Origin of the sequence: Klebsiella sp. 141153, from assembly GCF_032601995.1 — a bacterium.
Taxonomy (GTDB): domain Bacteria; phylum Pseudomonadota; class Gammaproteobacteria; order Enterobacterales; family Enterobacteriaceae; genus Klebsiella; species Klebsiella aerogenes.
This window is the reverse complement of the sequence record NZ_JAQIRJ010000002.1, coordinates 152,317-177,462: the sequence shown is the minus strand read 5'-3', so window position 1 is coordinate 177,462 and position 25,146 is coordinate 152,317. Positions and strand designations below refer to the sequence as shown.

Sequence of the window (25,146 nt, the reverse complement as noted above, 5' to 3'; positions counted from 1 at the left end):
ACGTATCCCTGAAGTACAACGCTGCAAAAAGTGGGATACACAATGTCATCATTGCAAATTTCGCAAGGCACGTTTCGCCTTAGCGATATAAAAACCTTATATATCGATCGCCTCACGCTACGTGCTGGCGAAAGCTGGGCTTTCGTCGGCAGTAACGGTAGCGGTAAATCGGCGCTGGCCAGAGCGCTGGCCGGCGAACTGACTCTACTCAACGGGCAGCGCGAAAGCACATTTCAGCGTACGACTCGCCTCTCCTTCGAACAGCTGCAGAAACTGGTCAGCGACGAGTGGCAACGCAACAACACCGATATGCTTAGCCCCGGCGAAGAAGACACCGGACGCACTACCGTAGAAATCATCGAAGATGAAAAACGCGACCCGGAACGCTGTGCCCAGCTGGCGGAGCAGTTTGGTATTAGCCACCTGCTGTCGCGGCGCTTTAAATATCTGTCGACGGGCGAAACCCGCAAAACGCTTCTCTGTCAGGCGCTGATGAGCGATCCCGACCTGCTGATCCTCGACGAACCGTTTGATGGCCTGGATGTCGCTTCTCGCCAACAGTTGGCCGACCTGCTGGCCAGCCTGCATCAGGATGGCATCACCCTGGTACTGGTTCTCAACCGCTTTGATGAGATCCCGGAATTTATTGAATATGCCGGCGTGCTGGCGGATTGCACGCTGAGCGAAATCGGCGAGAAACAGGCCTTACTGCAACAGGCGCTGATTGCCCAACTGGCGCACAGCGAGAAGCTTACTGGCATGACGCTCCCGGAACCGGATGCTCCCGCCGCGCGACACGATTTAGCGGAGAACGCTCCGCTTATCATTCTTAACGACGGCACGGTGTCGTATAACGATAAAGCGATCATTAACCAGCTAAGCTGGACGGTGAATCCCGGCGAACACTGGCAAATTGTCGGTCCCAACGGCGCGGGCAAATCCACATTGCTGAGCCTGATCACCGGCGACCATCCGCAGGGTTACAGCAACGACCTGACGCTGTTTGGCCGCCGCCGCGGCAGCGGCGAGACCATCTGGGATATCAAAAAACATATTGGCTATGTTAGTAGCAGCCTGCATCTGGAATACCGCGTCAGCACTAACGTGCGTAACGTGATCCTTTCCGGCTATTTTGATTCGATCGGCATTTATCAGGCGGTCTCTGATAAACAGCACAAGCTGGTCCAGCGCTGGCTGGATATTCTGGGCATTGATAAACGCACCGCCGACGCCCCGTTCCATAGTTTGTCGTGGGGACAGCAGCGGCTGGCGCTGATCGTTCGCGCGCTGGTTAAACACCCGACCTTACTGATACTTGATGAACCTTTACAGGGATTAGATCCGCTGAATCGTCAACTGGTACGTCGTTTCGTTGATGTTTTGATTGGCGAAGGGGCCACGCAGCTGCTGTTTGTATCGCATCATGCCGAAGATGCCCCTGACTGCATTACCCACCGTCTGGAGTTTATTCGTAGTGGAGACGGTTACACTTACCACCTCGGCACACTGGCAGAATAGCGCTATACAGGGGTCTGCGGATCCCTGTATTTTTTCAGAGAAATAACCAAAAATCACAACAACCAACTGTTTTATAAAAGTTTATATAAAATCAGCTTTAATGTTGCACCAAGTGTAAACGATTCCACTATTTTAGCCTGTGTCACACTTTTGCCTTCTTTGGTATGCTATCTTCTTCTCACACGATAAGCCTATTGGAGCGAATCATGAAAGTACTGGTCACAGGTGGTAGCGGTTACATTGGAAGTCATACTTGCGTACAGCTGCTGCTGCAGGGACATGATGTGATTATTCTCGACAATCTCTGCAACAGTAAACGCAGCGTATTGCCGGTCATTGAACGTCTCGGCGGCAAGAAAGCCACCTTTGTCGAAGGCGATATTCGTAATGAAGCGCTGATGACGGAAATTCTGCACGATCACGCCATTGAAGCGGTGATCCATTTTGCCGGCCTGAAAGCCGTCGGCGAGTCCGTCGCCAAGCCGCTGGAATATTACGACAATAACGTCACCGGTACACTGAAATTAGTTTCCGCTATGCGCGCAGCCGGCGTTAAAAACTTTATTTTTAGCTCCTCCGCGACCGTCTACGGCGACCAGCCAAAGATCCCTTATGTTGAAAGTTTCCCGACCGGTACCCCGCAAAGCCCCTACGGTAAAAGCAAACTAATGGTTGAGCAGATCCTCGCCGACCTGCAGAAAGCCCAACCGGACTGGAGCATCGCGCTGCTGCGCTACTTCAACCCGGTCGGCGCGCATCCATCAGGCGATATGGGCGAAGATCCGCAGGGTATCCCGAACAACCTGATGCCGTATATCGCGCAGGTTGCCGTCGGCCGTCGCGAATCACTGGCGATTTTCGGTAACGACTACCCGACCGAAGACGGCACCGGCGTGCGCGACTACATCCACGTGATGGACCTCGCCGACGGCCACGTCGCCGCCATGGAAAAACTGGCGAATAAAGCCGGCGTGCATATCTACAACCTTGGCGCAGGCGTCGGCAGCAGCGTGCTGGACGTGGTCAACGCCTTCAGCAAAGCCTGCGGTAAACCGATTAATTATCACTTCGCGCCGCGCCGCGATGGCGATCTCCCAGCCTACTGGGCTGATGCCGCCAAAGCCGACCGCGAGCTGAACTGGCGCGTGACGCGCAACCTTGACGAAATGGCGCAGGACACCTGGCACTGGCAGTCCCGTCATCCGCAGGGTTATCCGGACTAATCGCCTAAAGGAAAGGCTCTAAGGAAATACCATGACGCAATTTAACCCCGTCGACCATCCGCACCGTCGTTATAACCCGTTAACCGGGCAGTGGATTCTGGTTTCACCGCATCGTGCCAAGCGCCCCTGGCAAGGGGCGCAGGAGACGCCGGCAAAACAAACGTTGCCCGCGCACGATGCGGATTGTTTCTTGTGCCCGGGTAATACCCGCGTCACCGGCGACACTAACCCGAATTACACCGGCACTTACGTGTTTACCAACGATTTTGCGGCATTGATGACCGATACGCCGGACGCCCCGGAGAGCGACGATCCGCTGATGCGCTGCCAAAGCGCGCGCGGCACCAGTCGGGTTATCTGCTTCTCGCCAGACCACAGCAAAACGCTGCCGGAACTGAGCATTGAAGCACTGGAAGGCGTGGTTAAAACGTGGCAAGAGCAGACCGCGGACCTTGGGAAAAGTTATCCCTGGGTCCAGGTCTTCGAAAATAAAGGGGCGGCGATGGGCTGCTCCAACCCACACCCTCACGGCCAGGTTTGGGCCAACAGCTTCCTGCCTAATGAGGCGGAACGTGAAGACCGTCTGCAAAAAAAATATTTCGCTGAGCAGGGTTCACCGATGCTGGTGGATTATGTGCAACGCGAACTGGCCGACGGCAGCCGTACCGTTGTAGAAACCGAACACTGGCTGGCCGTGGTCCCCTATTGGGCGGCCTGGCCCTTTGAGACGCTGCTGCTGCCAAAAGCGCATATCCAGCGCCTGACCGATTTAACCGCAGCCCAGCGCCACGACCTGGCGCTGGCGCTGAAAAAGCTGACCAGCCGTTACGACAACCTGTTCCAGACCTCCTTCCCCTACTCCATGGGCTGGCACGGCGCGCCGTTTAATAACGAAGATAATCAACACTGGCAGCTGCACGCTCACTTTTACCCGCCGCTGTTGCGCTCCGCCACGGTGCGCAAATTTATGGTCGGTTACGAAATGCTAGCCGAAACCCAGCGCGATCTCACGGCGGAACAAGCCGCCGAAAAGTTACGTGCCGTTAGCGATATCCATTTTCGTGAATCAGGAGTTGAACAATGAGTCTGAAAGAGAACACCCAGGCGCTGTTTGCTGAACAGTTTGGCTACCCTGCCAGTCACGTCATTCAGGCGCCGGGCCGCGTCAACCTGATTGGCGAACATACCGATTACAACGATGGTTTCGTGCTGCCGTGCGCCATTGACTATCAAACCGTAGTCAGCTGCGCGCCGCGTTCCGACCGTATCGTGCGGGTCATTGCCGCCGATTATGACAACCAGCGCGACGAGTTTTCCCTCGATGCGCCCATCGTTAGCCACGACACCCAACAGTGGTCAAACTACGTCCGCGGCGTGGTCAAACATCTGCAAAAGCGCAATAGCCACTTCGGCGGCGCCGATCTGGTCATCAGCGGCAACGTACCGCAGGGCGCGGGGTTAAGCTCCTCGGCGTCGCTGGAAGTCGCCGTCGGTACCGTGTTCCAGCAGCTGTATCATCTGCCGCTCGACGGCGCGCAAATCGCCCTTAACGGCCAGGAAGCGGAAAACCAGTTCGTCGGCTGTAATTGCGGCATTATGGACCAGCTTATTTCGGCGCTGGGTAAAAAAGATCATGCGCTGCTGATCGACTGCCGTACCCTTGGCACCAAAGCGGTGTCGATGCCGAAAGGCGTCGCGGTGGTGATTATCAACAGCAACTTTAAACGCACGCTGGTCGGCAGCGAATACAACACCCGCCGCGAACAGTGTGAAACCGGCGCGCGTTTCTTCCAGCAGCCCGCTCTACGTGACGTTGAGCTTGCGCAGTTTAATGCCGTGGCCCACGAGCTGGACCCGATTGTGGCGAAACGCGTGCGTCATGTATTAACCGAAAACGCTCGTACCGTTGAAGCGGCGAAGGCGCTGGCAAACGGCGACCTGCAGCGTATGGGCGAACTGATGGCGGAGTCTCACGCTTCCATGCGCGATGATTTTGAAATCACCGTACCGCAAATTGATACGCTGGTTGAGATTGTCAAAGAGGTTATCGGCGACAAGGGCGGCGTGCGGATGACCGGCGGCGGCTTTGGCGGCTGTATCGTTGCCCTGATGCCGGAAGCATTGGTTGAAAAAGTACAGCAGGCGGTAGCCGCTCAGTATGAAGCGAAAACCGGCATTAAAGAGACTTTTTACGTCTGCAAACCATCCCAGGGAGCCGGCCAATGCTAACGCTAACCCGCGAACTCGCGCCCGACGGACAGCCGTGGAACGTGATAACGCTGCGTAATAACGCCGGGATGACCGTAACGGTGATGGACTGGGGCGCGACGCTACTCTCCGCGCAAGTGCCCCTTGCCGATGGCAGCCTGCGCGAAGCGTTACTTGGTTGCGCGACGCCGCAGCAATATCGCCAGCAGGCGGCATTTCTGGGCGCATCGGTCGGCCGCTACGCTAACCGCATAGCCCACAGCCGCTTTACGCTTGACGGCCATAGCGTGGCGCTGTCCCCTTCTACCGACGCGGGCCACCAGCTCCACGGTGGGCCGGACGGCTTCGACAAGCGCCGCTGGCAAATTATCAGCCATGACGACAGCCAGGTACTATTCGCGCTCGACTCCGCCGACGGCGATCAGGGCTACCCTGGCCACCTGCAGGCAACGGCGCGCTATCGTCTGACTGACGATAACCGTATTTCGATTGAGTATCGCGCCACCGTAGATAAACCCTGTCCGGTGAATATGACTAATCACGTCTATTTCAATCTTGATGGCGTGCAGGGCGACGTGCGCAACCACCGTCTGCAGATTTTCGCCGACCAGTATTTGCCGGTCGAGAGCGACGGTATTCCGTATGGCGATTTGCGCGACGTGGAGTACACCAGTTTTGATTTCCGCGCGCCGAAAGTGCTTGCCGGAGAGTTTCTTGCCGATGCTGACCAGCAAAAAGTGAAAGGTTACGATCACGCCTTTCTGCTGCAGGCCAAAGGCGACGCCCGCCAGCCGGCGGCGCATGTCTGGTCGCAGGATGAAAAGCTACAGCTGACGGTGTATACCTCGGCCCCGGCGCTGCAGTTTTATTCCGGTAACTATCTCGGCGGCACGCCATCGCGCGGCAGTCAACCTTACGGCGACTGGCAAGGGCTGGCGCTGGAGAGCGAGTTCCTGCCGGACTCCCCCAATCATCCGCATTGGCCGCAGCCAGATTGCGTATTACGGCCCGGCGCCGAGTACGTTAGCCTGACGGAATATCAGTTTATCGCCAGATAACGCCATAGCCCTCCCTGCGGAGGGTTTTTTTTCGCCTTTTTGCTGTAATTTGCACCGCTAAAAGACAAAAAGCTAACCTGTGTTTTACAAGCATCTTACACTGCGTCACTATTTTCGCTATGGTTAGGGATAAGCATTGCCGTGAGGTAAATCACGGCAATATAATGAGAATAGTTATCAATCAATAAACACATACACCACAGTAGTCGGGTTGCGTGTAGGAGGAGTAAGAGAATGGCTGTAACTAAGCTGGTACTAGTCCGTCACGGCGAGAGCCAATGGAACAACGAAAACCGTTTCACCGGTTGGTACGACGTTGACCTGTCTGAAAAAGGCGTTAGCGAAGCGAAAGCGGCGGGTAAACTGCTGAAGGAAGAAGGCTTCAGCTTTGATTTTGCTTATACCTCCGTGCTGAAACGTGCCATCCACACCCTGTGGAACGTGCTGGACGAACTGGATCAGGCCTGGCTGCCGGTTGAGAAATCCTGGAAACTGAACGAACGTCATTACGGCGCGCTGCAGGGCCTGAACAAAGCGGAGACCGCTGAGAAGTATGGCGACGAGCAGGTTAAACAGTGGCGTCGCGGCTTTGCCGTCACCCCGCCGGAACTGACCAAAGATGACGAACGTTATCCGGGCCACGATCCGCGTTACGCGAAGCTGACCGATGCGGAACTGCCGACCACCGAGAGCCTGGCGCTGACCATCGACCGCGTCGTACCTTACTGGAACGAAACCATTCTGCCGCGCCTGAAAAGCGGCGAGCGCGTCATTATCGCCGCTCACGGTAACTCCCTGCGTGCGCTGGTGAAATACCTCGACAACATGGGCGAAGACGAAATCCTCGAACTGAACATCCCGACCGGCGTACCGCTGGTGTATGAGTTCGATGAAAACTTCAAGCCGATCAAACACTACTACCTGGGCAATGCTGACGAAATCGCTGCGAAGGCCGCGGCCGTCGCCAACCAGGGTAAAGCGAAGTAATACGCAACTGAATTATTTCGGCAACAAAAAAGCGTGGAATTTTCCACGCTTTTTTATTTTTAGCTATCGCTGGCGCAACGCGAAGGCAGCCAGCGATGGTAAAGCACAGGCTAGCCGCGGCGCGCTTTAACCGCATCCGCCAGCTGGCGCAGGATGGTCTCGGTATCTTCCCAGCCGATGCAGGCGTCGGTCACGCTCTTGCCGTAGGTCAGCGGTTCGCCGCTTTCCAGGCTCTGATTGCCTTCCACCAAGTGGCTTTCAATCATCACGCCCATAATCGCGTTTTCACCGCCGGCAATCTGCTGGCACACGTCGGCGCCGACTTCCATCTGCTTTTTAAACTGCTTGCTGGAGTTAGCGTGGCTGAAGTCGATCATGATTTGCGCCGGCAGACCGGCTTTTGCCAGACCCACTTTCACTTCGGCAACGTGCTGAGCGCTATAGTTCGGCTCTTTACCGCCGCGCAGAATGATATGGCAATCGCTGTTGCCGCTGGTGTTCACAATAGCGGAATGGCCCCACTTCGTTACCGATAAGAAACAGTGCGGCGCGCCAGCTGCGTTGATCGCATCGATAGCGACCTTGATGGTGCCATCGGTGCCATTTTTGAAGCCAACCGGGCACGAGAGGCCGGAAGAGAGTTCACGGTGCACCTGGGATTCAGTGGTACGCGCGCCGATTGCGCCCCAGCTCATCAGGTCCGCCACATATTGCGGGGTGATCATGTCGAGGAACTCGCCCGCCGCTGGCAAACCGCTGTCGTTGATTTCCAGCAGCAGCTTACGCGCGATACGCAGCCCGTCGTTGATGCGGAAGCTGTTATCCATATGCGGATCGTTAATTAGCCCCTTCCAACCGACGGTGGTGCGCGGTTTTTCAAAATAGACGCGCATAACGATTTCCAACTCGCCTTTGAGCGCTTCACGCAGCGTCAGCAGGCGGCTGGCGTACTCTTTCGCCGCGGCAGGGTCGTGAATAGAGCACGGACCAATTACCACCAGCAGACGATCGTCGTTGCCTTTGAGGATGTTGTGGATCGCTTTGCGAGCATGTGCAACGGTATTGGCAGCATTTTCGGTAGCGGGGAATTTTTCCAGGAGCGCAACGGGAGGTAATAATTCGTTGATCTCTTTAATGCGTAAATCGTCGTTCTGATAATTCATCTTCTTTCCAGGCGTTGCCATACTTATACAATGAAATGCAATCCTTCCAATCTATCTCTTCGGTCAAAAAGTGTAAACGTGATTTTACACTGACGATGGAATAATCCTGGAATTAGGGAAAAATACGCCATAAAGTAGCGAAATCCCGCCAGCCAACTACAATTTTTAACTGCAACATCCAATTAAATGTTTATTTTCAGTATTATATTTTAAATCCTCACGCTAAGGCGGAGTGTTAAACCATAGCACCGCAGATCCCTGGCACATCTCTGTTGGCCGCGTTTAGCCAACAAATCGACTAAGCAGGAGTATCCGATGAATATGAATAAACTCACAGCCCTACTTATCACCGCCACCTTAAGCTTAGCCAGCGGCGCCGCACTGGCCGCCGATAGCGGCGCGCAATCGAACAACGGCCAGGCCAATTCCGCCGCTGATGCCGGACAGGTTGCGCCCGATGCCCGTGAAAACGTGGCGCCTAATAATGTCGATAACGACAAAATTAACTCCGGTGGCACCATGCTTCACCCTGATGGTTCGACGATGAATCATGACGGAATGTCGAGCGACGAGGTCCATAAAAACAGCATGTGCAAAGATGGACGCTGTCCGGATACGGATAAAAAAATGGAAAGCGGCAATGGTATGAACCACGATGCCAGCAAAACGGATGGCACTACGCAGTAATTGAAACGGGTAAGAAAAGGGATCGAGGTGACCAACGTTCACCTCGATCCCTTTGTTCGCTGAATTTCGGTAAGATGTCATAGTGTAATAATGATAACTATTAAGGGATGACATCATGGCACATGCACATTCACCGACCCCTGCTGGCGAAAACAGTAACGCCAACCGGCTGCTTTGGGCTTTTATCGTAACCGCCGGTTTTATGATTATTGAGGCCATCGGCGGCGTCATTTCCGGTTCGCTGGCCCTGCTGGCCGATGCCGGACATATGCTCACCGACTCCGCCGCCCTCCTGTTCGCTCTGCTGGCGGTACGCTTCGCCAGCCGGCCGCCAAATAGCCGCCACACCTTTGGCTGGCTGCGTTTAACCACTCTCGCCGCCTTCGTCAACGCCATCGCCCTGGTAGTCATTACCATTTTCATCTTCTGGGAAGCGGTACAGCGTTTTAACCATCCGCAGCCGGTCGCGGGAAAAACCATGATGGTTATCGCCGTCGCCGGACTGTTGGCCAATATTCTCGCCTTCTGGATCCTGCATCGCGGCAGCGCCGAAAGTAATCTTAACGTTCGCGCGGCGGCGCTACATGTACTGGGCGATTTGTTGGGTTCCGTCGGCGCCATCGTGGCCGCTATCGTGATTCTGATGACCGGCTGGACGCCGATTGACCCGATCCTCTCGGTGCTGGTGTCGTGTTTAGTGCTGCGTAGCGCCTGGCGGCTGCTGCAGGAGAGTATGAATGAGCTGCTGGAAGGGGCGCCGCGCTCGCTGGATGTCGAAGCATTAGGCCGCGATCTACGCCGCTCGATACCTGAAGTCCGCGACGTTCATCACGTTCACGTCTGGCTGGTAGGGGAAAAACCGGTGATGACGCTACATGTACAGGTCGTGCCGCCACACGATCATGATGCGCTACTTGATAGCATCCAGCATTTTATTGAGCATAAATATGAAATTGAGCATGTGACGGTACAGATGGAGTATCGCCCCTGCAGCGGCCCGGAATGCCACCTGAATCTGGCGCATTCCGGACATGAGCATCATCATCACCATTAACGTGAAAGCGCGTGAGAACCTCGCTCACGCGCGCTGTTAATCCACATCCGGCTGCCGTTCAGGGCAATGAACGTGAGCAGCAAATACTCCAGCGACATCGCGTACACGCCCTGCAGAGCGAAAATCACCACGCTGATGACGTTGATGATCACCCACAGCAGCCAGTTCTCCACGTATTTACGCGTCATCAATACCATCGCGGCAATCGACAGCACCATCATGCAGGAATCCCAGAATGGGAAAGCATCGGGTTCCAGCGTCGGCATCGCCACCTGTAGCCCGAGCATTTGCATCAGGTTGACGGCGATGCGGGTCAGGAAGGCAAACACCGGGTTAATAAACACCGTCATCAGGCCGATAGCCACTACGCAGCCCGCCAGCCAGGCTAGCGCTTTTGGCAGCGGCAGCCAGCGAATTTTCAGTTCCGCTTCGTTATCGCTGGTCTGCCTTGACCACGCGTACCAGCCGTAAACGTTCGCCGCGAAGAAAAACAGCTGCAGCAGCAGGCTGGCGTACAGTTGGATCTGGAAGAAGATGATCGCAAAAAGCGTTACGTTCACCAGGCCGAAGGCATAGTTGCTGATTTTTTCCAGGCTCGCCAGCCAGATGCACAGCAGGCCGGCGATGGTCCCCACCGCCTCAATCCACGACAGATCGTAGCCGCCGGCGCCGATCGGTATATGCACTAAAATATTCTGCGTACTGAAAAAATCCATTTTATCCCCTAAGCGTAACGCGACGCGGTAATGAGTTATCCCCGTAGTGTAGCCGCAAATTCCAGCATACGGTTAAGCGGAATTAATGCCCCGGCACGCAGTTTGGCGTCGACGTGAATTTCGTGTTCAATGCCGCCCTGCTCTAACCCTTGCGCTATCGCTTTCAGGCCGTTCATCGCCATCCATGGACAATGGGCGCAGCTGCGACAGGTTGCGCCCTCACCTGCCGTAGGCGCTTCCAGCAGCTCTTTTTCCGGTACCGCCTGCTGCATTTTATAGAAGATCCCGCGATCGGTAGCCACGATAAGCTGGCGCTGCGGCAGGCTTTTCGCCGCGGCAATTAATTGGCTGGTTGATCCTACCGCATCCGCCATGTCGACAATCGCCTGCGGTGATTCCGGATGCACCAGGATCGCCGCATCGGGGTAGAGCCCCTTCATGCGCGCCAGCGCCTGGGTTTTGAATTCATCATGGACGATGCAGGCGCCCTGCCAGCACAACACGTCGGCCCCGGTCTGGCGCTGTACATAGCGACCAAGATGGCGGTCCGGCGCCCAAAGTATCTTTTGTCCGAGGCTATCGAGATGTTCAATCAACTCCACCGCGATGCTGGAGGTCACCACCCAGTCGGCGCGCGCTTTTACCGCCGCCGACGTATTGGCATAGACCACCACGGTGCGATCCGGGTGAGCATCGCAAAACGCATTAAAGTCATCAATGGGACAGCCGAGATCCAGCGAGCACTCCGCATTCAGCGTCGGCATAAGGATGGTCTTTTCCGGACTAAGAATTTTGGCCGTTTCGCCCATAAAACGCACTCCGGCAACCAGCAGCGTGGAGGCCGGGTGACGCGCGCCAAAACGCGCCATTTCCAGCGAGTCGGCAATACAGCCGCCGGTCTCTTCGGCCAGTTGCTGAATTTCGGGATCGGTGTAGTAATGCGCCACCATCACGGCGTCGCGCTCACGCAGCAGGCGTTTAATTTTCTCGCGGTAAAACGCTTTTTCGTCACGGTTCAACGGTTGTGGTTTTGGCGGGAAAGGATAAATCGCCGTTTCAGGATCAAACATTACGCTCATCATGCAATCTCGTTTTACTGGCTTAACTTTGAAACCGTAAATATCGCTATGTATCGCCATAATACGGTTACTATGTTTTATATGCTAAACAAGATAGCCGATCGCAAGCGAAATGTCGTGATGAATTTTGTATTCCCCGGGGACGATGCTGCGCATCTTCCCGGGCTACCGGTTCGTGCCTTATTTAGCCACGGTAAGCGTGGTGCGAACATGGAGTTGATTGTGGAGAATGACGCATAGCAAAAAGGCGCCTTTAGGGCGCCTTTTTACATTGGTGGGTCGTGCAGGATGACTCGGCTTCGCCTCGCCCTACGGGCCGTTGCTGACGCAACGTTATCCTTCACGTTCAACATCAAAGTTCAATGTTGAATGGTGGGTCGTGCAGGATTCGAACCTGCGACCAATTGATTAAAAGTCAACTGCTCTACCAACTGAGCTAACGACCCCTTGCGGGATTTTACTGCTGTAATCATTCAGGATGGTGGGTCGTGCAGGATGACTCGGCTTTGCCTCGCCCTACGGGCCGTTGCTATCGCAACGTTATCCTTCACGTTCTACCAGAAACCACCGTTAAAGATTGGTGGGTCGTGCAGGATTCGAACCTGCGACCAATTGATTAAAAGTCAACTGCTCTACCAACTGAGCTAACGACCCTAAGGGTGTTACCTGAAAGATTTTGTACTCGGCACCATCATTTTAGATGGTGGGTCGTGCAGGATTCGAACCTGCGACCAATTGATTAAAAGTCAACTGCTCTACCAACTGAGCTAACGACCCGAGTGGTGGGTGATGACGGGATCGAACCGCCGACCCCCTCCTTGTAAGGGAGGTGCTCTCCCAGCTGAGCTAATCACCCGAAACTGCGCTGGATACTACCGATACTGCTTCCACCGACCCCATCATTAAGATGGTGGGTCGTGCAGGATGACTCGCTTCGCTCGCCCTACGGGCCGTTGCTGAAGCAACGTTATCCTTCACGTTTAACATCGAAGTTCGATGCTAAAGATGGTGGGTCGTGCAGGATTCGAACCTGCGACCAATTGATTAAAAGTCAACTGCTCTACCAACTGAGCTAACGACCCGGTGGTGGGTGATGACGGGATCGAACCGCCGACCCCCTCCTTGTAAGGGAGGTGCTCTCCCAGCTGAGCTAATCACCCGATACTGCGCTGGATACTTCTACTAAGTGGTGGGTCGTGCAGGATGACTCGGCTTTGCCTCGCCCTACGGGCCGTTGCTGACGCAACGTTATCCTTCACGTTTTACTATCGCGTTCCACCAGAACGATTGGTGGGTCGTGCAGGATTCGAACCTGCGACCAATTGATTAAAAGTCAACTGCTCTACCAACTGAGCTAACGACCCACTCTGGCGTCGCTTTGGGCTTGTTCGATATCCCTTGGCAACGGCGGCATATATTACTGATTTCAGATTTCAGCGCAACTAAAATTTCGATAAAGATCACTTAACTGCTTGGGATTCGCGCGACAAGACCAGAAATAACGCGATTTCTGGTCATGCCATAATCAACCCAGGGCGTTAAGACGTTTTTGCGCTTGTTTCGCACCATCGGTGCCAGGGAATTTGCTGACCACCTGCTGGTAAACCGCTTTCGCTTTCGCGGTGTCGCCTTTGTCCTGCATGATGACGCCGACTTTAAACATCGCATCCGGCGCTTTCGGGGATTTCGGATAGTTTTTCACCACCGAGGCAAAATAGTATGCCGCATCGTCTTTTTTCCCCTTATTGTAGTTCAACTGTCCGAGCCAGTAGTTGGCGTTCGGTTGATAAGTTGAATCCGGGTACTTCTTGACGAAGTTCTGAAACGCGACCATCGCGTCATCCTGGCGGGACGAATCTTTTACCAGCGCAATAGCCGCGTTGTAATCGGTGTTGGCATCCCCGGTCATCGCTGGCGCCCCAGAGGCCGCTGGCGCTGTACTGGCGGTAGCCGAACTCTGATCGCCGGAAGATGACTGAGCCTGCGCCTGCGCGCCTGCTGCCGCTGCTCCGCCACCGCTCGTCAGTCCGTCGATCTGTTGCAGAATCTGCTTCTGGCGTTCGACAATCTGATTGAGCTGATACTGATTTTCCTGAATCTGACCGCGCAGGGAATCAATATCGCTTTGGTTATCGGAGAGCTGTTGCTGGAGTTGGGTTAAAAGCTGGCTGTGAGCATTGGAAATACGCTCAAGTTGAGTGACGCGGTCTTCGACCGAGCCTGAGCCGACACTACTGATTGGCGCCTGAGCAAAAGCGGCCCAGGGGGCCGCTATGCCAACCAGTAACGACAGACTCAATAAATGATGTCTGAAGTTACTGCTCATGCAATTCTCTTAGTAAACCAGTACGGCGCGACGGTTTTTGGCATATGCCGCTTCGTCATGACCCAGTACTGCAGGTTTTTCTTTACCGTAAGAAACGATGGAAATCTGGTCAGCAGAAACACCTTTGCCCTGCAGATACATCTTAACGGCGTTAGCACGACGCTCACCCAGAGCGATGTTGTATTCCGGAGTACCGCGCTCATCCGCGTGACCTTCTACGGTCACTTTGTAGGACGGGTTGCTACGCAGGAAGTTAGCGTGCGCATCCAGCATTGCAGCGAAGTCAGAACGGATATCGTACTTGTCCAGATCGAAGTAAACGATGTTGTTCTGCTGCAGCTGCTGCATCTGCAGACGCGCTTGCTCTTCGGAAGACATGTTGCCGCCGTTACCGTTAGCGTCCATACCAGTGCCGGCACCCAGCATGCCTTCACCGCTCTGGTCGTTGCTGGCGTTCTTGTTAGAAGAACACGCCGCGATTGCCATAACCGGCAGAGCGATCATCAGCCCTTTCAGCACTTTGTTCAGTTGCATTTCTTTGATTCCTTTAATAATCAATTATTTATTATCACAGATACGGCGACCAGGCAGGGAATTTTACCTGTCCATCAGTTGCCGGAAGACGCGCTTTGAAACGCCCATCTGTAGAAACCAGATTCAGCACGGATCCCATCCCCTGAGAAGAGCTGTAGATTACCATAGTGCCGTTAGGTGCCAGACTTGGCGTTTCATCTAAAAACGTTGATGACAGAACCTGTACACCACCCGCTTCCAGATCTTGCTTAGCAATGTGTTGCTGACCGTTGGCCGAGCTTACCATTACCATAATTTTACCATCAGCGCTGACGTCAGCATCCTGGTTCTGTGAACCTTCCCAGGTAATACGCTGCGGCGTACCGCCGTTGATGTTGACTTTATACACCTGAGGACGGCCAGCCTGGTCGGAAGTAAACGCCAGGTTCTGGCTATCCGGGAACCAACTCGGTTCGGTGTTATTGCTGCGACCGTTAGTCACCTGACGAATCTGGCCGGAGCCGAGGTCCATCACGTACAGGTTCAGGCTACCGGTTTTCGACAGTGCGAATGCCAGTTTGCTGCCATCCGGCGAGAAGGCCGGCGCGCCGTTGTGCTGCGGGAAGGAGGCAATCTGACGGACTGCGCCATTCGCCAGCGTCTGGACTACCAGCGCGGAACGGCCGCTTTCGAAGGTCACATAGGCCAGTTTAGAACCGTCCGGAGACCATGCCGGCGACATCAGCGGCTGCGATGAACGGTGAACCAGGAACTGGTTGTAGCCATCGTAGTCAGAGACGCGCAGCTCATACGGGAACTGGCCGCCGTTGGTGCGAACCACGTAAGCGATACGGGTACGGAAAGCGCCTTTAATTCCGGTCAGCTTTTCAAATACCGCGTCGCTGGCAGTATGTCCGGCATAACGCAGGTACTGCTTGGTCACTTTGAAAGAGCCTTGCGACAGGATGGTACCCGGCGCACCGCCGGTATCCACCAGCTGATAGGCAACCTGGTAAGAACCGTCAGGGTTTGGCGTCACCTGGCCTACGACCACGGCGTCAACGCCCAGCGCGGACCATGCCGCAGGCTGCACTTCCTGAGCGCTACCCGGCTGCTGAGGCAGGCGCGAGCGATCCAGCGGATTAAACTTGCCGCTATTGCGCAGGTCAGCCGCTACCACGCCGCCAATATCTTCAGGCGCAGCGCCCGGGCCAGCCCACTGGAATGGCACCACACCGATGGGGCGCGCCGAGTCCACCCCTTGGGTGATCTCGATGCGTACTTCTGCGTGCAGCACCGCCGCCCACAGCATCAAAAAACCAAATGCTACTCGTAATGCCTGCTTCATCATATCTCCCTTATCCGGGCGGAAAGCCCACGATAATTTAGCAGAATGTTAACAAACCCAAATACACAAAACTACCAAAACCCTGTGACTACCATAGATTGTTTTTCCCCGCTTGCACGGGGAAAAACGATTACAGTTTAAAGTCTAGTGTGGCATTTTTTATTTTCTCATAAACAGCCTGACTTGGCGGTTTAGGAATACTCGCAGTACGTGCTGCCGTTAATGCCGCCTGACACAGCGCAGGGTCGCCTCCTTCAGAGGTGATATCCTTCAATGTACCGTCAGGCCTAAGATTGATATGCAACACGCAACGCTTGCCTTGATAGAGGCTGGCATCATACAGGCGGCTTTGAATAGCCATTTGTATTTGCTTTGCGTATGCGCTGATATCAGCGCCCGTAGCCCCACCGTTGGCGCCAGAGGCGCCGCTATCTTTCGATGGCTGGCCATTGCCTTTAGCTCCACCGCCGGTTTTCGGCGCATTCTTACCTGAACTCAGATCGCCGAGCAGATCGTCAACACCGCTTGCTTCTTTAGCTGCAGCGGCTTTCTTGGCCGCGGCGGCCTTCGCGGCTGCGGCTTTGGCCGCTTTATCAGCCGCCGCTTTTTCTGCGGCGGCTGCTTTGGCGGCCGCGGCTTTTTCGGCAGCTGCGGCTTTTTCAGCAGCGGCCTTCTCGGCTGCAGCTTTTTCCGCGGCAGCTTTCTGGGCAGCGGCCTTTTCTGCCGCAGCCTGTTTCGCCGCTTCCTGCTGAGCTTTCTTCTCGGCCTGCTGCTGCGCTTTCTTCTCTGCATCCTGCTGAGCTTTTTTCGCCGCTTCCGCTTCGGCTTTCTTCTGCGCATCCGCGGCGGCTTTCGCCGCTTCGGCTTCCGCCTGCTTCTTGGCGTCGGCTGCCGCTTTGGCAGCCGCCTTAGCGGCAGCCGCTTCCGCGACTTTCGCCTGGGCATCGGCCTTCGCTTTGGCATCGGCGGCGGCTTTGGCGGCAGCTTCCTGCGCCTCTTTCGCCTGGGCATCCGCTTTCGCTTTTGCCGCGGCGGCAGCCTTGGCTGCGGCCTCTTCAGCCTGTTTCTGCTGTTCTTTCGCTTCTTTCGCCGCTTCCTGCGCCTGCAGACGTTCTTGTTCCATTTGCTTCAGGCGTTCCTGCTCGGCAGCCTGTTTTTCCCGCAGTTCCTCGGCCTGCTGCTGAGCCTGCTTTTCACGCTGCTCGGCCGCGCGACGCGCGCTGGACTGCTGTTGCTGCTGGCGGTTGTAGTTGTTGACTACCGCGCCAGGATCGACCATCACCGCATCAATGGACGAACCTCCGCCGCCGCCGGAAGTATCCAGATGCTCATCGAACGAACTCCAGATCAGTAGCGCAATCAGAATGATGTGCAGCACCACTGAAACTATGATCGCTCGTTTAAGCTTATCGTTTTGTTCGGTTGCCTTTGACACTATCGGTTCCCAAAAACTGTTCGCCTGTTGCCGCTTAAAAGCAGCGGCGGAATGCTATCGATATCCACCGCCGCTCGCTTCGCGGGACGATTAAATAGGCTTGGTCATTAAGCCAACCGATTTAACCCCTGCGCTATGCAACAGGTTAAGCGCTTTAATAATTTCATCGTAAGGCACATCTTTCGCGCCGCCGATAAGGAACACCGTCTTCTCATTCGCTTCGAGTCGGCGCTTCGCTTCAGCAATGACCTGCTCCGGCGGCAGTTGGGACAACGTTTCCTGACCGACTTTCACGCTGTACTGCCCTACTCCGGAGACTTCAACGATAACCGGTGGTTCATCGTTGCTTTTCACCGCTTGCGACTCCGTGGCGTCCGGCAGATCGACTTCCACGCTCTGCGTAATGATCGGCGCTGTCGCCATGAAGATCAGCAACAGCACCAACAGGACATCCAGCAGCGGAACGATGTTAATCTCGGACTTCAGTTCGCGACGTCCGCGTCCACGTGCTCTGGCCATGGCTTACCCCTTATTGCTTTCGCTGCTGGTAAACGCCTGACGGTGCAGAATGGCGGTGAACTCTTCCATAAAGTTGTCGTAGTTCAGTTCAAGTTTGTTCACGCGCTGGTTCAAACGGTTGTAGGCCATAACCGCCGGGATGGCGGCGAAAAGACCGATTGCCGTGGCGATCAGCGCTTCCGCGATCCCCGGCGCAACCATCTGCAGCGTCGCCTGCTTCACCGCGCCGAGGGCGATAAAGGCGTGCATGATCCCCCAGACGGTACCGAACAGGCCAATATACGGACTGATGGAACCCACGGTGCCAAGGAACGGAATATGCGTTTCCAGCGTTTCCAGTTCGCGGTTCATCGAGATACGCATCGCGCGCGACGCCCCTTCGACAATCGCTTCCGGCGCATGGCTGTTGGCGCGATGCAGACGCGCGAACTCTTTAAAGCCGCTGTAAAAAATCTGCTCGGAACCGGCGAGGCTATCGCGACGGCCCTGGCTCTCCTGGTACAGGCGAGACAGTTCAATGCCGGACCAGAACTTATCTTCAAACGCTTCGGCTTCGCGGCTGGCGGAATTGAGGATACGCGTTCTCTGAATAATAATAGCCCAGGAAGCGATAGAAAAACCAATCAAAATCAACATGATAAGTTTAACCAGAAGGCTTGCCTTCAGGAACAAATCAAGGATATTCATGTCAGTCACTGCTTAAACTCCGCGACAATAGACTTGGGAAGCGCACGAGGCTTCATTAAGAGTGGATCAACGCACACAATGAGAACTTCAGCTTCGTTCAAAACTGTATTCTCGGCGTTGACGATTCGCTGCGTGAAAACCAAAGAGGTGCCTCGCATCGAGGTAATTTCCGTCTGGATTTCGAGCATGTCGTCGAGTCTGGCGGGCGCAAAATACTCCAGCGTCATTTTGCGAACGACAAAGGCAACTCGTTCAGCCAACAGAACCTGCTGACTGAAGTGATGGTGGCGCAGCATCTCTGTGCGTGCTCTTTCATAAAAAGCGACGTAACTGGCGTGGTAAACCACACCACCGGCATCGGTATCTTCGTAGTAGACCCGGACCGGCCATCGAAACAGCGTTGTATTCACTTTACATCCCGGTAATGCAAAAAAAGAGTAGTGCTTTCAAACTTCGCTACTATACGCGCGGGAATCGTGGTTTGGAATGGGAGAAAGTAAACGGCGAGTAAATTTTTATGGGCTTATGCAAGCCCATGCGGTTAACAGACTTCTCTTATACTCTTATCTTTCAAAAGAAGAAAAAGATCAGGCCTGCGAAGAGAACGATATCAGCGATAAGCGGACAAAAAATCCCCTGCCAGTGCACGGCCTTCGGACGAAAGCCCACCCCGTGAATGACGCCGGCGCACACCGCCCACATCAGCAAGAAACCATGCCAGATTTCAAGCTCGCTGGTCTTCGCCGCAAAGCGCGAAGGATCCCAGAAGATGCAGCCTGCCAGCAGCAGCGCCATTAATAAGGAAAGCGCCCTTAACGGGCGCTTGTCCATTATCGCGTAAAGGGTCGCGATAATTTTCATCAATGCTCTTCTTTACCTGCTTTGGTAGCTTCCACGTGCTCAAGCGCCAGCGCGGTAATCACCCCAAAGGCACAGGCAAGCAGCGTTCCCAAAATCCATGCGAAGTACCACATATATAGCTCCTTACCTTAGTACAGCGAGTGGGTGTTCTTTTCGATGTCTTCGCGGGTAATGCGGCCAAACATCTTCCAGTAACACCAGGTGGTGTAGCCGAGGATAATCGGCACAAACACGATAGCCACGTAGGTCATCACATTCAGCGTCAGCTGGCTGGAGGTTGCATCCCACATCGTCAGGCTCGCATTCAGCATCGTGCTGGACGGCATGATGAACGGGAACATCGCGATACCCGCGGTCAGGATGATGCAGGCCAGCGTCAGCGAGGAGAACAGGAACGCCATGGCGCCTTTATCTGCTTTTGTTGACGCGACGGTCAGCAGCGGCAGCACCACGCCCAGGGCAGGAATGGCCCACAGCGCTGGCATGTTGTTAAAGTTCACCATCCACGCGCCGGCTTCACGCGCCACTTCTTTGGTCAGCGGGTTAGACGGGCCGGTATGATCCAGCACCGATTTCACCACGTAGCCGTCGATGCCGTAGTAGACCCAAACGCCCGCCAGCGCGAAGCAGACCAGCGTCACCAGCGCCGCCACCGTGGAGACGGTGCGGGTGCGCAGGTGCAGTTCGCCTACGGTACGCATCTGCAGGTAGGTCGCGCCCTGCGTCAGGATCATCGCCACACTGACGATACCGGCCAGCAGACCAAACGGGTTCAGCAGCTGGAAGAAGTTGCCGGTGTAGTACAGACGCAGATACTCATCGATATGGAACGGTACACCCTGCAGCAGGTTGCCGAAAGCCACGCCGATTACCAGCGGCGGCACAAAGCTCCCCACGAAGATGCCCCAGTCCCACATGTTACGCCAGCGGGTATCTTCAATCTTAGAACGGTAGTCAAAGCCCACCGGACGGAAGAATAAAGATGCCAGCACCAGAATCATCGCCACATAGAAGCCGGAGAACGCGGCGGCGTACACCATCGGCCAGGCAGCAAACAGCGCGCCGCCGGCGGTGATGAGCCACACCTGGTTTCCGTCCCAGTGCGGGGCGATGGAGTTGATCATGATTCGACGCTCGGTGTCATTACGACCGAGGAAACGGGTGAGCATGCCCACCCCCATGTCGAAACCGTCGGCGACGGCGAAGCCAATCAGCAGAACGCCGATCAGTAGCCACCAGATTAAACGCAATACTTCATAATCGATCATTTGACGACTCCTGTCTTAGCGTGCCGACTGAATAGCCGCGGAGGACTGTTCAAAGTGATAGCGACCCGTTTTCAGGCTGCTCGGTCCTTTGCGGGCAAACTTGAACATGAGGAACAGTTCAGCCACCAGGAACAGCGTATACAGACCGCAGATCAGCAACATCGAGAAGATCAGATCGCCCGCGGTCAGCGACGAGTTCGCCACCGCGGTTGGCAGCACTTCACCAATCGCCCACGGCTGACGGCCATACTCGGCAACAAACCAGCCCGCTTCAACGGCAATCCACGGCAGCGGCAGGCCGAAGAACGCGGCGCGCAGCAGCCATTTTTTCTCGCCAATACGGTTGCGAATCACGGTCCAGAAAGAGGCGCCGATAATCAACAGCATCAGTACGCCGCACGCCACCATGATACGGAAGGCGAAGTACAACGGCGCTACGCTCGGAATAGAGTCTTTGGTCGCTTTGGCGATCTGCTCTTCCGTGGCGTCAGCGACGTTCGGGGTATAGCGCTTGAGCAGCAGACCATAACCGAGGTCTTTCTTAACGTTATTGAACTGATCGCGAACCGCCTGGTCAGTCGAACCGGCGCGCAGCTGTTCCAGCAGCGCATAGGCTTTCATCCCGTTACGAATACGCTCTTCATGCTGCGCCATCAGATCTTTCAGGCCGATAACCGGCTTATCCACCGAGCGGGTAGCGATGATACCCAGCGCGTATGGGATCTGGATGGAGAAGTGGTTGGTTTGCGCTTCCTGGTCGGGAATACCAAACAGGGTAAAGGCAGCCGGCGCCGGCTGGGTTTCCCATTCCGCTTCAATCGCCGCCAGTTTGGTTTTCTGCACGTCACCCATTTCGTAACCGGACTCATCGCCGAGGACGATAACGGAGAGGATAGCGGCCATACCAAAGCTTGCAGCAATCGCGAAGGAGCGTTTAGCAAAGGCGAAATCACGGCCTTTAAGCATGTACCAGGAGCTGATGGCAAGGATGAACATCGCGCCAGTCACATAGCCGGAAGCCACGGTGTGGACGAATTTAACCTGAGCAACCGGGTTCAGGACCAGCTCGGAGAAGCTGACCATCTCCATACGCATGGTTTCAAAGTTGAAATCCGATGCGATCGGGTTCTGCATCCAGCCGTTGGCCACCAGGATCCACAGCGCGGAGAGGTTAGACCCCAGAGCGACCAGCCAGGTCACCGCCATGTGCTGAACTTTGCCCAGACGATCCCAACCGAAGAAGAACAGACCTACAAAGGTAGATTCGAGGAAGAAGGCCATCAGACCTTCAATGGCCAGCGGCGCACCGAAGATATCGCCCACATAGTGAGAGTAGTAAGACCAGTTAGTCCCGAACTGGAACTCCATGGTCAAACCGGTTGCGACACCCAGAGCGAAGTTGATACCAAACAACTTGCCCCAGAACTTGGTCATATCTTTATAAATCTGTTTGCCGGAAAGGACGTAGACCGTTTCCATGATGGCCAGCAGGAACGCCATACCGAGCGTTAGCGGCACAAAAAGGAAGTGGTACATCGCGGTCAAGGCAAACTGTAAGCGCGACAGTTCGACTATATCTAACATCATGACTCCTTGCTCATCGCATGAAGACTCCGAGAACGAACCCAATAATTCAGGTTCATACGCATGCCCCAATACAAAATTATTTGCTCCCTGGTACGTTACTGCTCATCTGGCGATGAAACAGTGCCCTCGCAAAGGTTACAAATACGTTAACGAAAAAACCAAATGATTCTCTAATATATTACGCCGCAATAACCTTACAATAAATAGGATTTTATTGTTCCAGCTTTACATTTTTCGACGGTGATCAATATATAGCGAAAATGCCCGGAATAGGCCAATTTGATTTGCGACAATTTAACGTTTTTTGGTGATTTTTTCCAAGGATTAAGCATTGATATAAATCAATTTTTTCTTCTTATGTTAATTATGTGGCGCAATAAAGAATAACGGTGAAATTGATGTTAAAAATGTGTTTAAAGTCTGCCGCTAGCGGTTACTAAAAAGGGGGAAATGAGAATTATAGGTAATATAATTTTAACTTTAACCAATTTAAGGCAAGAAATGATGCGATCCTAATAATGTTAGACCGGTCACACTATTTTTCCCAATCGAAATGCAAAAAAATAACGTCTGCGTTTTCCTGTTTATTTTCACATAAAATTAACCACCTCCCCTCCCCCGGACAAGCGGCGAGTGATTATTCCCAATAATATTCATCAAATCAATAGAATAGCGTTTTTTAACGTAAGAGAGCGCCTGCGGCTGACGACAAGGCAAAAAAAAGGCCACCTGACGGTGGCCAACCATGTCGAAATCGGACATTAGTCTGCTCCTGAGAGCAGTGAGGGTTTACTTGATGATAGCTTTCAGCGCTTCGCCGATATCCGCCAGGCTGCGAACGGTTTTCACACCGGCCGCTTCCAGCGCAGCAAATTTCTCATCAGCGGTGCCTTTACCGCCAGCGATGATGGCGCCTGCGTGGCCCATACGCTTACCTTTCGGCGCGGTAACGCCCGCGATGTAGCCGACAACCGGCTTAGTCACGTGCTCTTTAATGTAAGCTGCCGCTTCTTCTTCCGCGCTGCCGCCGATTTCACCGATCATGACGATCGCTTCGGTCTGCGGGTCTTCCTGGAACATTTTCAGGATATCGATGAAGTTGGAGCCCGGGATCGGGTCGCCGCCGATACCGACGCAGGTAGACTGGCCAAAGCCATAGTCGGTGGTCTGCTTAACCGCTTCATAGGTCAGGGTACCGGAACGGGAAACGATGCCCACTTTACCCGGCTTGTGGATGTGACCCGGCATGATGCCGATTTTGCACTCGCCCGGAGTGATAACGCCCGGGCAGTTCGGGCCGATCATGCGAACGCCAGCTTCGTCCAGCTTCACTTTCACGGTCAGCATATCCAGGGTCGGGATACCTTCAGTGATGGTGATAATCAGCTTAATGCCCGCGTCGATAGCTTCCAGAATGGAGTCTTTGCAGAACGGCGCCGGAACGTAGATGACGGTCGCAGTCGCGCCGGTGGCTTCAACGGCTTCACGCACGGTGTTAAATACCGGCAGGCCCAGGTGAGTGGTGCCGCCTTTACCTGGCGTTACGCCGCCAACCATCTGAGTGCCGTAAGCGATCGCTTGTTCAGAGTGGAATGTACCCTGGCTACCGGTAAAGCCCTGGCAGATAACCTTGGTGTCTTTATTAATTAAAACTGACATTATTTCCCCTCCACTGCGGCAACAACCTGCTGTGCTGCGTCCGTCAGACTTTTCGCTGCAATAATATTCAGGCCGCTGTCAGCCAGTTTTTTCGCGCCCAGTTCGGCGTTGTTACCTTCGAGACGTACAACAACCGGTACGTTAACACCCACTTCTTCAACCGCGCCGATGATGCCGTCAGCGATCAGGTCGCAACGTACGATACCGCCGAAGATGTTAACCAGAACCGCTTTAACGTTGTCGTCAGAGAGGATGATTTTGAACGCTTCGGTTACGCGCTCTTTGGTGGCGCCGCCGCCAACGTCGAGGAAGTTAGCCGGTTCGCCGCCGTGCAGCTTAACGATGTCCATGGTGCCCATCGCCAGGCCTGCGCCGTTAACCATGCAACCGATGTTGCCGTCGAGAGCAACGTAGTTCAGTTCCCACTGCGCCGCCTGAGCTTCGCGCGGATCTTCTTGAGACTGGTCGCGCATTTCGCGCAGATCCGGCTGGCGGAACAGCGCGTTGCCGTCAGCGCCCAGTTTGCCGTCGAGGCAGATCAGGTCGCCCTGCTTGGTGATAACCAGCGGGTTGATTTCGATCAGCGCCAGGTCGCGCTCCAGGAAGATGGTCGCCAGACCCATGAAGATCTTGGTGAACTGCTGAACCTGTTTGCCTTCCAGACCCAGTTTGAACGCCAGTTCACGACCCTGGTAAGGCATCGGGCCCGCCAGCGGATCGATAGCGATCTTGTGGATCAGGTGCGGGGTTTCTTCCGCCACTTTTTCGATTTCCACGCCGCCTTCGGTAGACGCCATGAACACCACGCGACGGGAGCTACGGTCAACAACCGCGCCCAGATACAGCTCTTTATCAATGTCGGTCGCCGCTTCAACCAGGATCTGGTTTACCGGCTGGCCGTTAGCATCTGTTTGGTAAGTCACCAGGCGTTTGCCCAGCCAATGCTCAGCAAAAGCGCGAATCTCTTCTTTGCTCTTAACTACTTTCACACCGCCCGCTTTACCGCGGCCACCAGCGTGAACCTGACATTTCACTACCCACGGACCCGCGCCGATTTTTGAAGCGGCTTCTTCTGCTTCACGCGGAGTAGTACAGGCATAACCCACCGGCGCCGGTAAGCCATAGCGGGCAAAAAGTTGTTTTGCCTGATATTCATGTAAGTTCATGTGTTCAGTCCATCCTTCAGGTAATAATTATCTTTAAACCTGTAGGCCTGATAAGACGCGCAAGCGTCGCCATCAGGCATCTCA

The 25,146-nt window shown here is 54.7% G+C and carries 25 protein-coding genes and 7 tRNA genes; 8 read left to right on the top strand and 24 right to left on the bottom strand.

What is annotated here, in order from left to right; all coding sequences use genetic code 11:
• The first annotated feature begins 42 nt into the window (after positions 1–42).
• The 6 genes from modF to gpmA all read left to right on the top strand — a co-directional run bounded on the left by modF (position 43) and on the right by gpmA (position 6,994).
• Entirely contained in the window at positions 43–1,518 is a 1,476-nt protein-coding gene (modF, locus tag PGS10_RS03860; protein WP_316422460.1) for a molybdate ABC transporter ATP-binding protein ModF, read from the top strand.
• A 206-nt stretch (positions 1,519–1,724) separates the two neighbouring features.
• Complete coding sequence (galE, locus tag PGS10_RS03855; protein ID WP_045364697.1) at positions 1,725–2,741, top strand: UDP-glucose 4-epimerase GalE; 1,017 nt, start codon at positions 1,725–1,727, stop codon at positions 2,739–2,741.
• Between the two features lie 31 nt (positions 2,742–2,772).
• Positions 2,773–3,825, top strand: a complete 1,053-nt coding sequence (gene galT / locus PGS10_RS03850; RefSeq protein WP_047049199.1) for a galactose-1-phosphate uridylyltransferase — start codon at positions 2,773–2,775, stop codon at positions 3,823–3,825.
• The gene (gene galK, locus PGS10_RS03845; RefSeq protein WP_045395085.1) at positions 3,822–4,970 is read left to right on the top strand and encodes a galactokinase; all 1,149 of its coding nucleotides are present in this window, start codon (positions 3,822–3,824) and stop codon (positions 4,968–4,970) included. The genes galT and galK overlap by 4 nt, the downstream gene beginning before the upstream one ends.
• The gene (gene galM / locus PGS10_RS03840) at positions 4,964–6,007 is read left to right on the top strand and encodes a galactose-1-epimerase (RefSeq protein WP_316422458.1); all 1,044 of its coding nucleotides are present in this window, start codon (positions 4,964–4,966) and stop codon (positions 6,005–6,007) included. The genes galK and galM overlap by 7 nt, the downstream gene beginning before the upstream one ends.
• A 234-nt stretch (positions 6,008–6,241) precedes the next feature.
• Positions 6,242–6,994: a 2,3-diphosphoglycerate-dependent phosphoglycerate mutase gene (gene gpmA / locus PGS10_RS03835; RefSeq protein ID WP_015367652.1), complete on the top strand. Its 753-nt coding sequence runs from the start codon at positions 6,242–6,244 to the stop codon at positions 6,992–6,994.
• A gap of 110 nt (positions 6,995–7,104) precedes the next feature.
• Here gpmA and aroG read toward each other — a convergent pair whose 3' ends face one another.
• A complete protein-coding gene (aroG, locus tag PGS10_RS03830) occupies positions 7,105–8,157 on the bottom strand; it encodes a 3-deoxy-7-phosphoheptulonate synthase AroG (protein ID WP_015367653.1) in 1,053 nt (350 codons plus the stop codon).
• A gap of 315 nt (positions 8,158–8,472) precedes the next feature.
• Here aroG and PGS10_RS03825 point away from each other — a divergent pair, with 315 nt between their 5' ends.
• Together PGS10_RS03825 and zitB are read left to right on the top strand one after the other, a co-directional pair.
• The gene (locus tag PGS10_RS03825) at positions 8,473–8,844 is read left to right on the top strand and encodes a YbgS-like family protein (protein ID WP_047049202.1); all 372 of its coding nucleotides are present in this window, start codon (positions 8,473–8,475) and stop codon (positions 8,842–8,844) included.
• Between the two features lie 115 nt (positions 8,845–8,959).
• Positions 8,960–9,898, top strand: a complete 939-nt coding sequence (zitB, locus tag PGS10_RS03820) for a CDF family zinc transporter ZitB (RefSeq protein ID WP_015367655.1) — start codon at positions 8,960–8,962, stop codon at positions 9,896–9,898.
• Here the strand turns inward: zitB and pnuC are convergent.
• The 23 genes from pnuC to sucC form a co-directional block, all read right to left on the bottom strand.
• Positions 9,895–10,614, bottom strand: a complete 720-nt coding sequence (pnuC, locus tag PGS10_RS03815) for a nicotinamide riboside transporter PnuC (protein ID WP_015367656.1) — start codon at positions 10,612–10,614, stop codon at positions 9,895–9,897. The genes zitB and pnuC overlap by 4 nt on opposite strands.
• Before the next feature lie 35 nt (positions 10,615–10,649).
• On the bottom strand, positions 10,650–11,693 hold the full coding sequence (nadA, locus tag PGS10_RS03810; protein WP_047049507.1) for a quinolinate synthase NadA: 1,044 nt from the start codon (positions 11,691–11,693) through the stop codon (positions 10,650–10,652).
• Positions 11,694–12,063: 370 nt separating this feature from the next.
• Positions 12,064–12,139: transfer RNA gene (locus PGS10_RS03805), tRNA-Lys, on the bottom strand.
• A gap of 132 nt (positions 12,140–12,271) precedes the next feature.
• Positions 12,272–12,347: transfer RNA gene (locus PGS10_RS03800), tRNA-Lys, on the bottom strand.
• A gap of 47 nt (positions 12,348–12,394) precedes the next feature.
• Positions 12,395–12,470: transfer RNA gene (locus PGS10_RS03795), tRNA-Lys, on the bottom strand.
• A gap of 3 nt (positions 12,471–12,473) precedes the next feature.
• Positions 12,474–12,549, bottom strand: a tRNA-Val gene (locus tag PGS10_RS03790).
• 150 nt (positions 12,550–12,699) lie between these two features.
• Positions 12,700–12,775 (bottom strand) — tRNA-Lys (locus PGS10_RS03785).
• Positions 12,776–12,777: 2 nt separating this feature from the next.
• A tRNA-Val gene (locus tag PGS10_RS03780) sits at positions 12,778–12,853 on the bottom strand.
• A 128-nt stretch (positions 12,854–12,981) separates the two neighbouring features.
• Positions 12,982–13,057: transfer RNA gene (locus PGS10_RS03775), tRNA-Lys, on the bottom strand.
• A 161-nt stretch (positions 13,058–13,218) separates the two neighbouring features.
• A complete protein-coding gene (gene cpoB, locus PGS10_RS03770) occupies positions 13,219–14,019 on the bottom strand; it encodes a cell division protein CpoB (RefSeq protein WP_047049205.1) in 801 nt (266 codons plus the stop codon).
• A gap of 9 nt (positions 14,020–14,028) precedes the next feature.
• Entirely contained in the window at positions 14,029–14,553 is a 525-nt protein-coding gene (gene pal, locus PGS10_RS03765; protein ID WP_002895068.1) for a peptidoglycan-associated lipoprotein Pal, read from the bottom strand.
• 34 nt (positions 14,554–14,587) lie between these two features.
• The gene (gene tolB / locus PGS10_RS03760) at positions 14,588–15,880 is read right to left on the bottom strand and encodes a Tol-Pal system beta propeller repeat protein TolB (RefSeq protein ID WP_015367659.1); all 1,293 of its coding nucleotides are present in this window, start codon (positions 15,878–15,880) and stop codon (positions 14,588–14,590) included.
• Between the two features lie 130 nt (positions 15,881–16,010).
• The gene (gene tolA / locus PGS10_RS03755) at positions 16,011–17,315 is read right to left on the bottom strand and encodes a cell envelope integrity protein TolA (protein ID WP_316422457.1); all 1,305 of its coding nucleotides are present in this window, start codon (positions 17,313–17,315) and stop codon (positions 16,011–16,013) included.
• Positions 17,316–17,405: 90 nt separating this feature from the next.
• The gene (gene tolR, locus PGS10_RS03750; RefSeq protein ID WP_015367661.1) at positions 17,406–17,834 is read right to left on the bottom strand and encodes a colicin uptake protein TolR; all 429 of its coding nucleotides are present in this window, start codon (positions 17,832–17,834) and stop codon (positions 17,406–17,408) included.
• A gap of 3 nt (positions 17,835–17,837) precedes the next feature.
• The gene (gene tolQ, locus PGS10_RS03745) at positions 17,838–18,530 is read right to left on the bottom strand and encodes a Tol-Pal system protein TolQ (RefSeq protein ID WP_015704769.1); all 693 of its coding nucleotides are present in this window, start codon (positions 18,528–18,530) and stop codon (positions 17,838–17,840) included.
• Positions 18,527–18,931: a tol-pal system-associated acyl-CoA thioesterase gene (gene ybgC / locus PGS10_RS03740; RefSeq protein ID WP_004859689.1), complete on the bottom strand. Its 405-nt coding sequence runs from the start codon at positions 18,929–18,931 to the stop codon at positions 18,527–18,529. Before ybgC ends, tolQ begins: the two co-directional genes overlap by 4 nt.
• A 160-nt stretch (positions 18,932–19,091) precedes the next feature.
• Entirely contained in the window at positions 19,092–19,382 is a 291-nt protein-coding gene (ybgE, locus tag PGS10_RS03735; RefSeq protein WP_045393047.1) for a cyd operon protein YbgE, read from the bottom strand.
• Entirely contained in the window at positions 19,382–19,495 is a 114-nt protein-coding gene (gene cydX / locus PGS10_RS03730; protein ID WP_004100325.1) for a cytochrome bd-I oxidase subunit CydX, read from the bottom strand. The genes ybgE and cydX overlap by 1 nt, the downstream gene beginning before the upstream one ends.
• 15 nt (positions 19,496–19,510) lie before the next feature.
• Entirely contained in the window at positions 19,511–20,650 is a 1,140-nt protein-coding gene (gene cydB / locus PGS10_RS03725) for a cytochrome d ubiquinol oxidase subunit II (protein WP_047049210.1), read from the bottom strand.
• A 15-nt stretch (positions 20,651–20,665) separates the two neighbouring features.
• Entirely contained in the window at positions 20,666–22,234 is a 1,569-nt protein-coding gene (gene cydA, locus PGS10_RS03720) for a cytochrome ubiquinol oxidase subunit I (protein ID WP_047049214.1), read from the bottom strand.
• A gap of 603 nt (positions 22,235–22,837) precedes the next feature.
• The gene (locus PGS10_RS03715) at positions 22,838–22,999 is read right to left on the bottom strand and encodes a hypothetical protein (RefSeq protein ID WP_080758832.1); all 162 of its coding nucleotides are present in this window, start codon (positions 22,997–22,999) and stop codon (positions 22,838–22,840) included.
• A gap of 27 nt (positions 23,000–23,026) precedes the next feature.
• Positions 23,027–23,896, bottom strand: a complete 870-nt coding sequence (gene sucD / locus PGS10_RS03710) for a succinate--CoA ligase subunit alpha (protein WP_015367669.1) — start codon at positions 23,894–23,896, stop codon at positions 23,027–23,029.
• Positions 23,896–25,062: an ADP-forming succinate--CoA ligase subunit beta gene (sucC, locus tag PGS10_RS03705; protein ID WP_015367670.1), complete on the bottom strand. Its 1,167-nt coding sequence runs from the start codon at positions 25,060–25,062 to the stop codon at positions 23,896–23,898. Before sucC ends, sucD begins: the two co-directional genes overlap by 1 nt.
• Between the last annotated feature and the right edge of the window lie 84 nt (positions 25,063–25,146).

Bases quoted from the DNA above. Each gene is read 5' to 3' on its own strand.
- modF (WP_316422460.1), top strand. From the start codon at position 43: ATGTCATCATTGCAAATTTCGCAAGGCACGTTTCGCCTTAGCGATATA.
- galE (WP_045364697.1), top strand. From the start codon at position 1,725: ATGAAAGTACTGGTCACAGGTGGTAGCGGTTACATTGGAAGTCATACT.
- galT (WP_047049199.1), top strand. From the start codon at position 2,773: ATGACGCAATTTAACCCCGTCGACCATCCGCACCGTCGTTATAACCCG.
- galK (WP_045395085.1), top strand. From the start codon at position 3,822: ATGAGTCTGAAAGAGAACACCCAGGCGCTGTTTGCTGAACAGTTTGGC.
- galM (WP_316422458.1), top strand. From the start codon at position 4,964: ATGCTAACGCTAACCCGCGAACTCGCGCCCGACGGACAGCCGTGGAAC.
- gpmA (WP_015367652.1), top strand. From the start codon at position 6,242: ATGGCTGTAACTAAGCTGGTACTAGTCCGTCACGGCGAGAGCCAATGG.
- aroG (WP_015367653.1), bottom strand. From the start codon at position 8,157: ATGAATTATCAGAACGACGATTTACGCATTAAAGAGATCAACGAATTA.
- PGS10_RS03825 (WP_047049202.1), top strand. From the start codon at position 8,473: ATGAATATGAATAAACTCACAGCCCTACTTATCACCGCCACCTTAAGC.
- zitB (WP_015367655.1), top strand. From the start codon at position 8,960: ATGGCACATGCACATTCACCGACCCCTGCTGGCGAAAACAGTAACGCC.
- pnuC (WP_015367656.1), bottom strand. From the start codon at position 10,614: ATGGATTTTTTCAGTACGCAGAATATTTTAGTGCATATACCGATCGGC.
- nadA (WP_047049507.1), bottom strand. From the start codon at position 11,693: ATGAGCGTAATGTTTGATCCTGAAACGGCGATTTATCCTTTCCCGCCA.
- cpoB (WP_047049205.1), bottom strand. From the start codon at position 14,019: ATGAGCAGTAACTTCAGACATCATTTATTGAGTCTGTCGTTACTGGTT.
- pal (WP_002895068.1), bottom strand. From the start codon at position 14,553: ATGCAACTGAACAAAGTGCTGAAAGGGCTGATGATCGCTCTGCCGGTT.
- tolB (WP_015367659.1), bottom strand. From the start codon at position 15,880: ATGAAGCAGGCATTACGAGTAGCATTTGGTTTTTTGATGCTGTGGGCG.
- tolR (WP_015367661.1), bottom strand. From the start codon at position 17,834: ATGGCCAGAGCACGTGGACGCGGACGTCGCGAACTGAAGTCCGAGATT.
- ybgE (WP_045393047.1), bottom strand. From the start codon at position 19,382: ATGAAAATTATCGCGACCCTTTACGCGATAATGGACAAGCGCCCGTTA.
- cydX (WP_004100325.1), bottom strand. From the start codon at position 19,495: ATGTGGTACTTCGCATGGATTTTGGGAACGCTGCTTGCCTGTGCCTTT.
- cydB (WP_047049210.1), bottom strand. From the start codon at position 20,650: ATGATCGATTATGAAGTATTGCGTTTAATCTGGTGGCTACTGATCGGC.
- cydA (WP_047049214.1), bottom strand. From the start codon at position 22,234: ATGTTAGATATAGTCGAACTGTCGCGCTTACAGTTTGCCTTGACCGCG.
- PGS10_RS03715 (WP_080758832.1), bottom strand. From the start codon at position 22,999: ATGTCCGATTTCGACATGGTTGGCCACCGTCAGGTGGCCTTTTTTTTG.
- sucD (WP_015367669.1), bottom strand. From the start codon at position 23,896: ATGTCAGTTTTAATTAATAAAGACACCAAGGTTATCTGCCAGGGCTTT.
- sucC (WP_015367670.1), bottom strand. From the start codon at position 25,062: ATGAACTTACATGAATATCAGGCAAAACAACTTTTTGCCCGCTATGGC.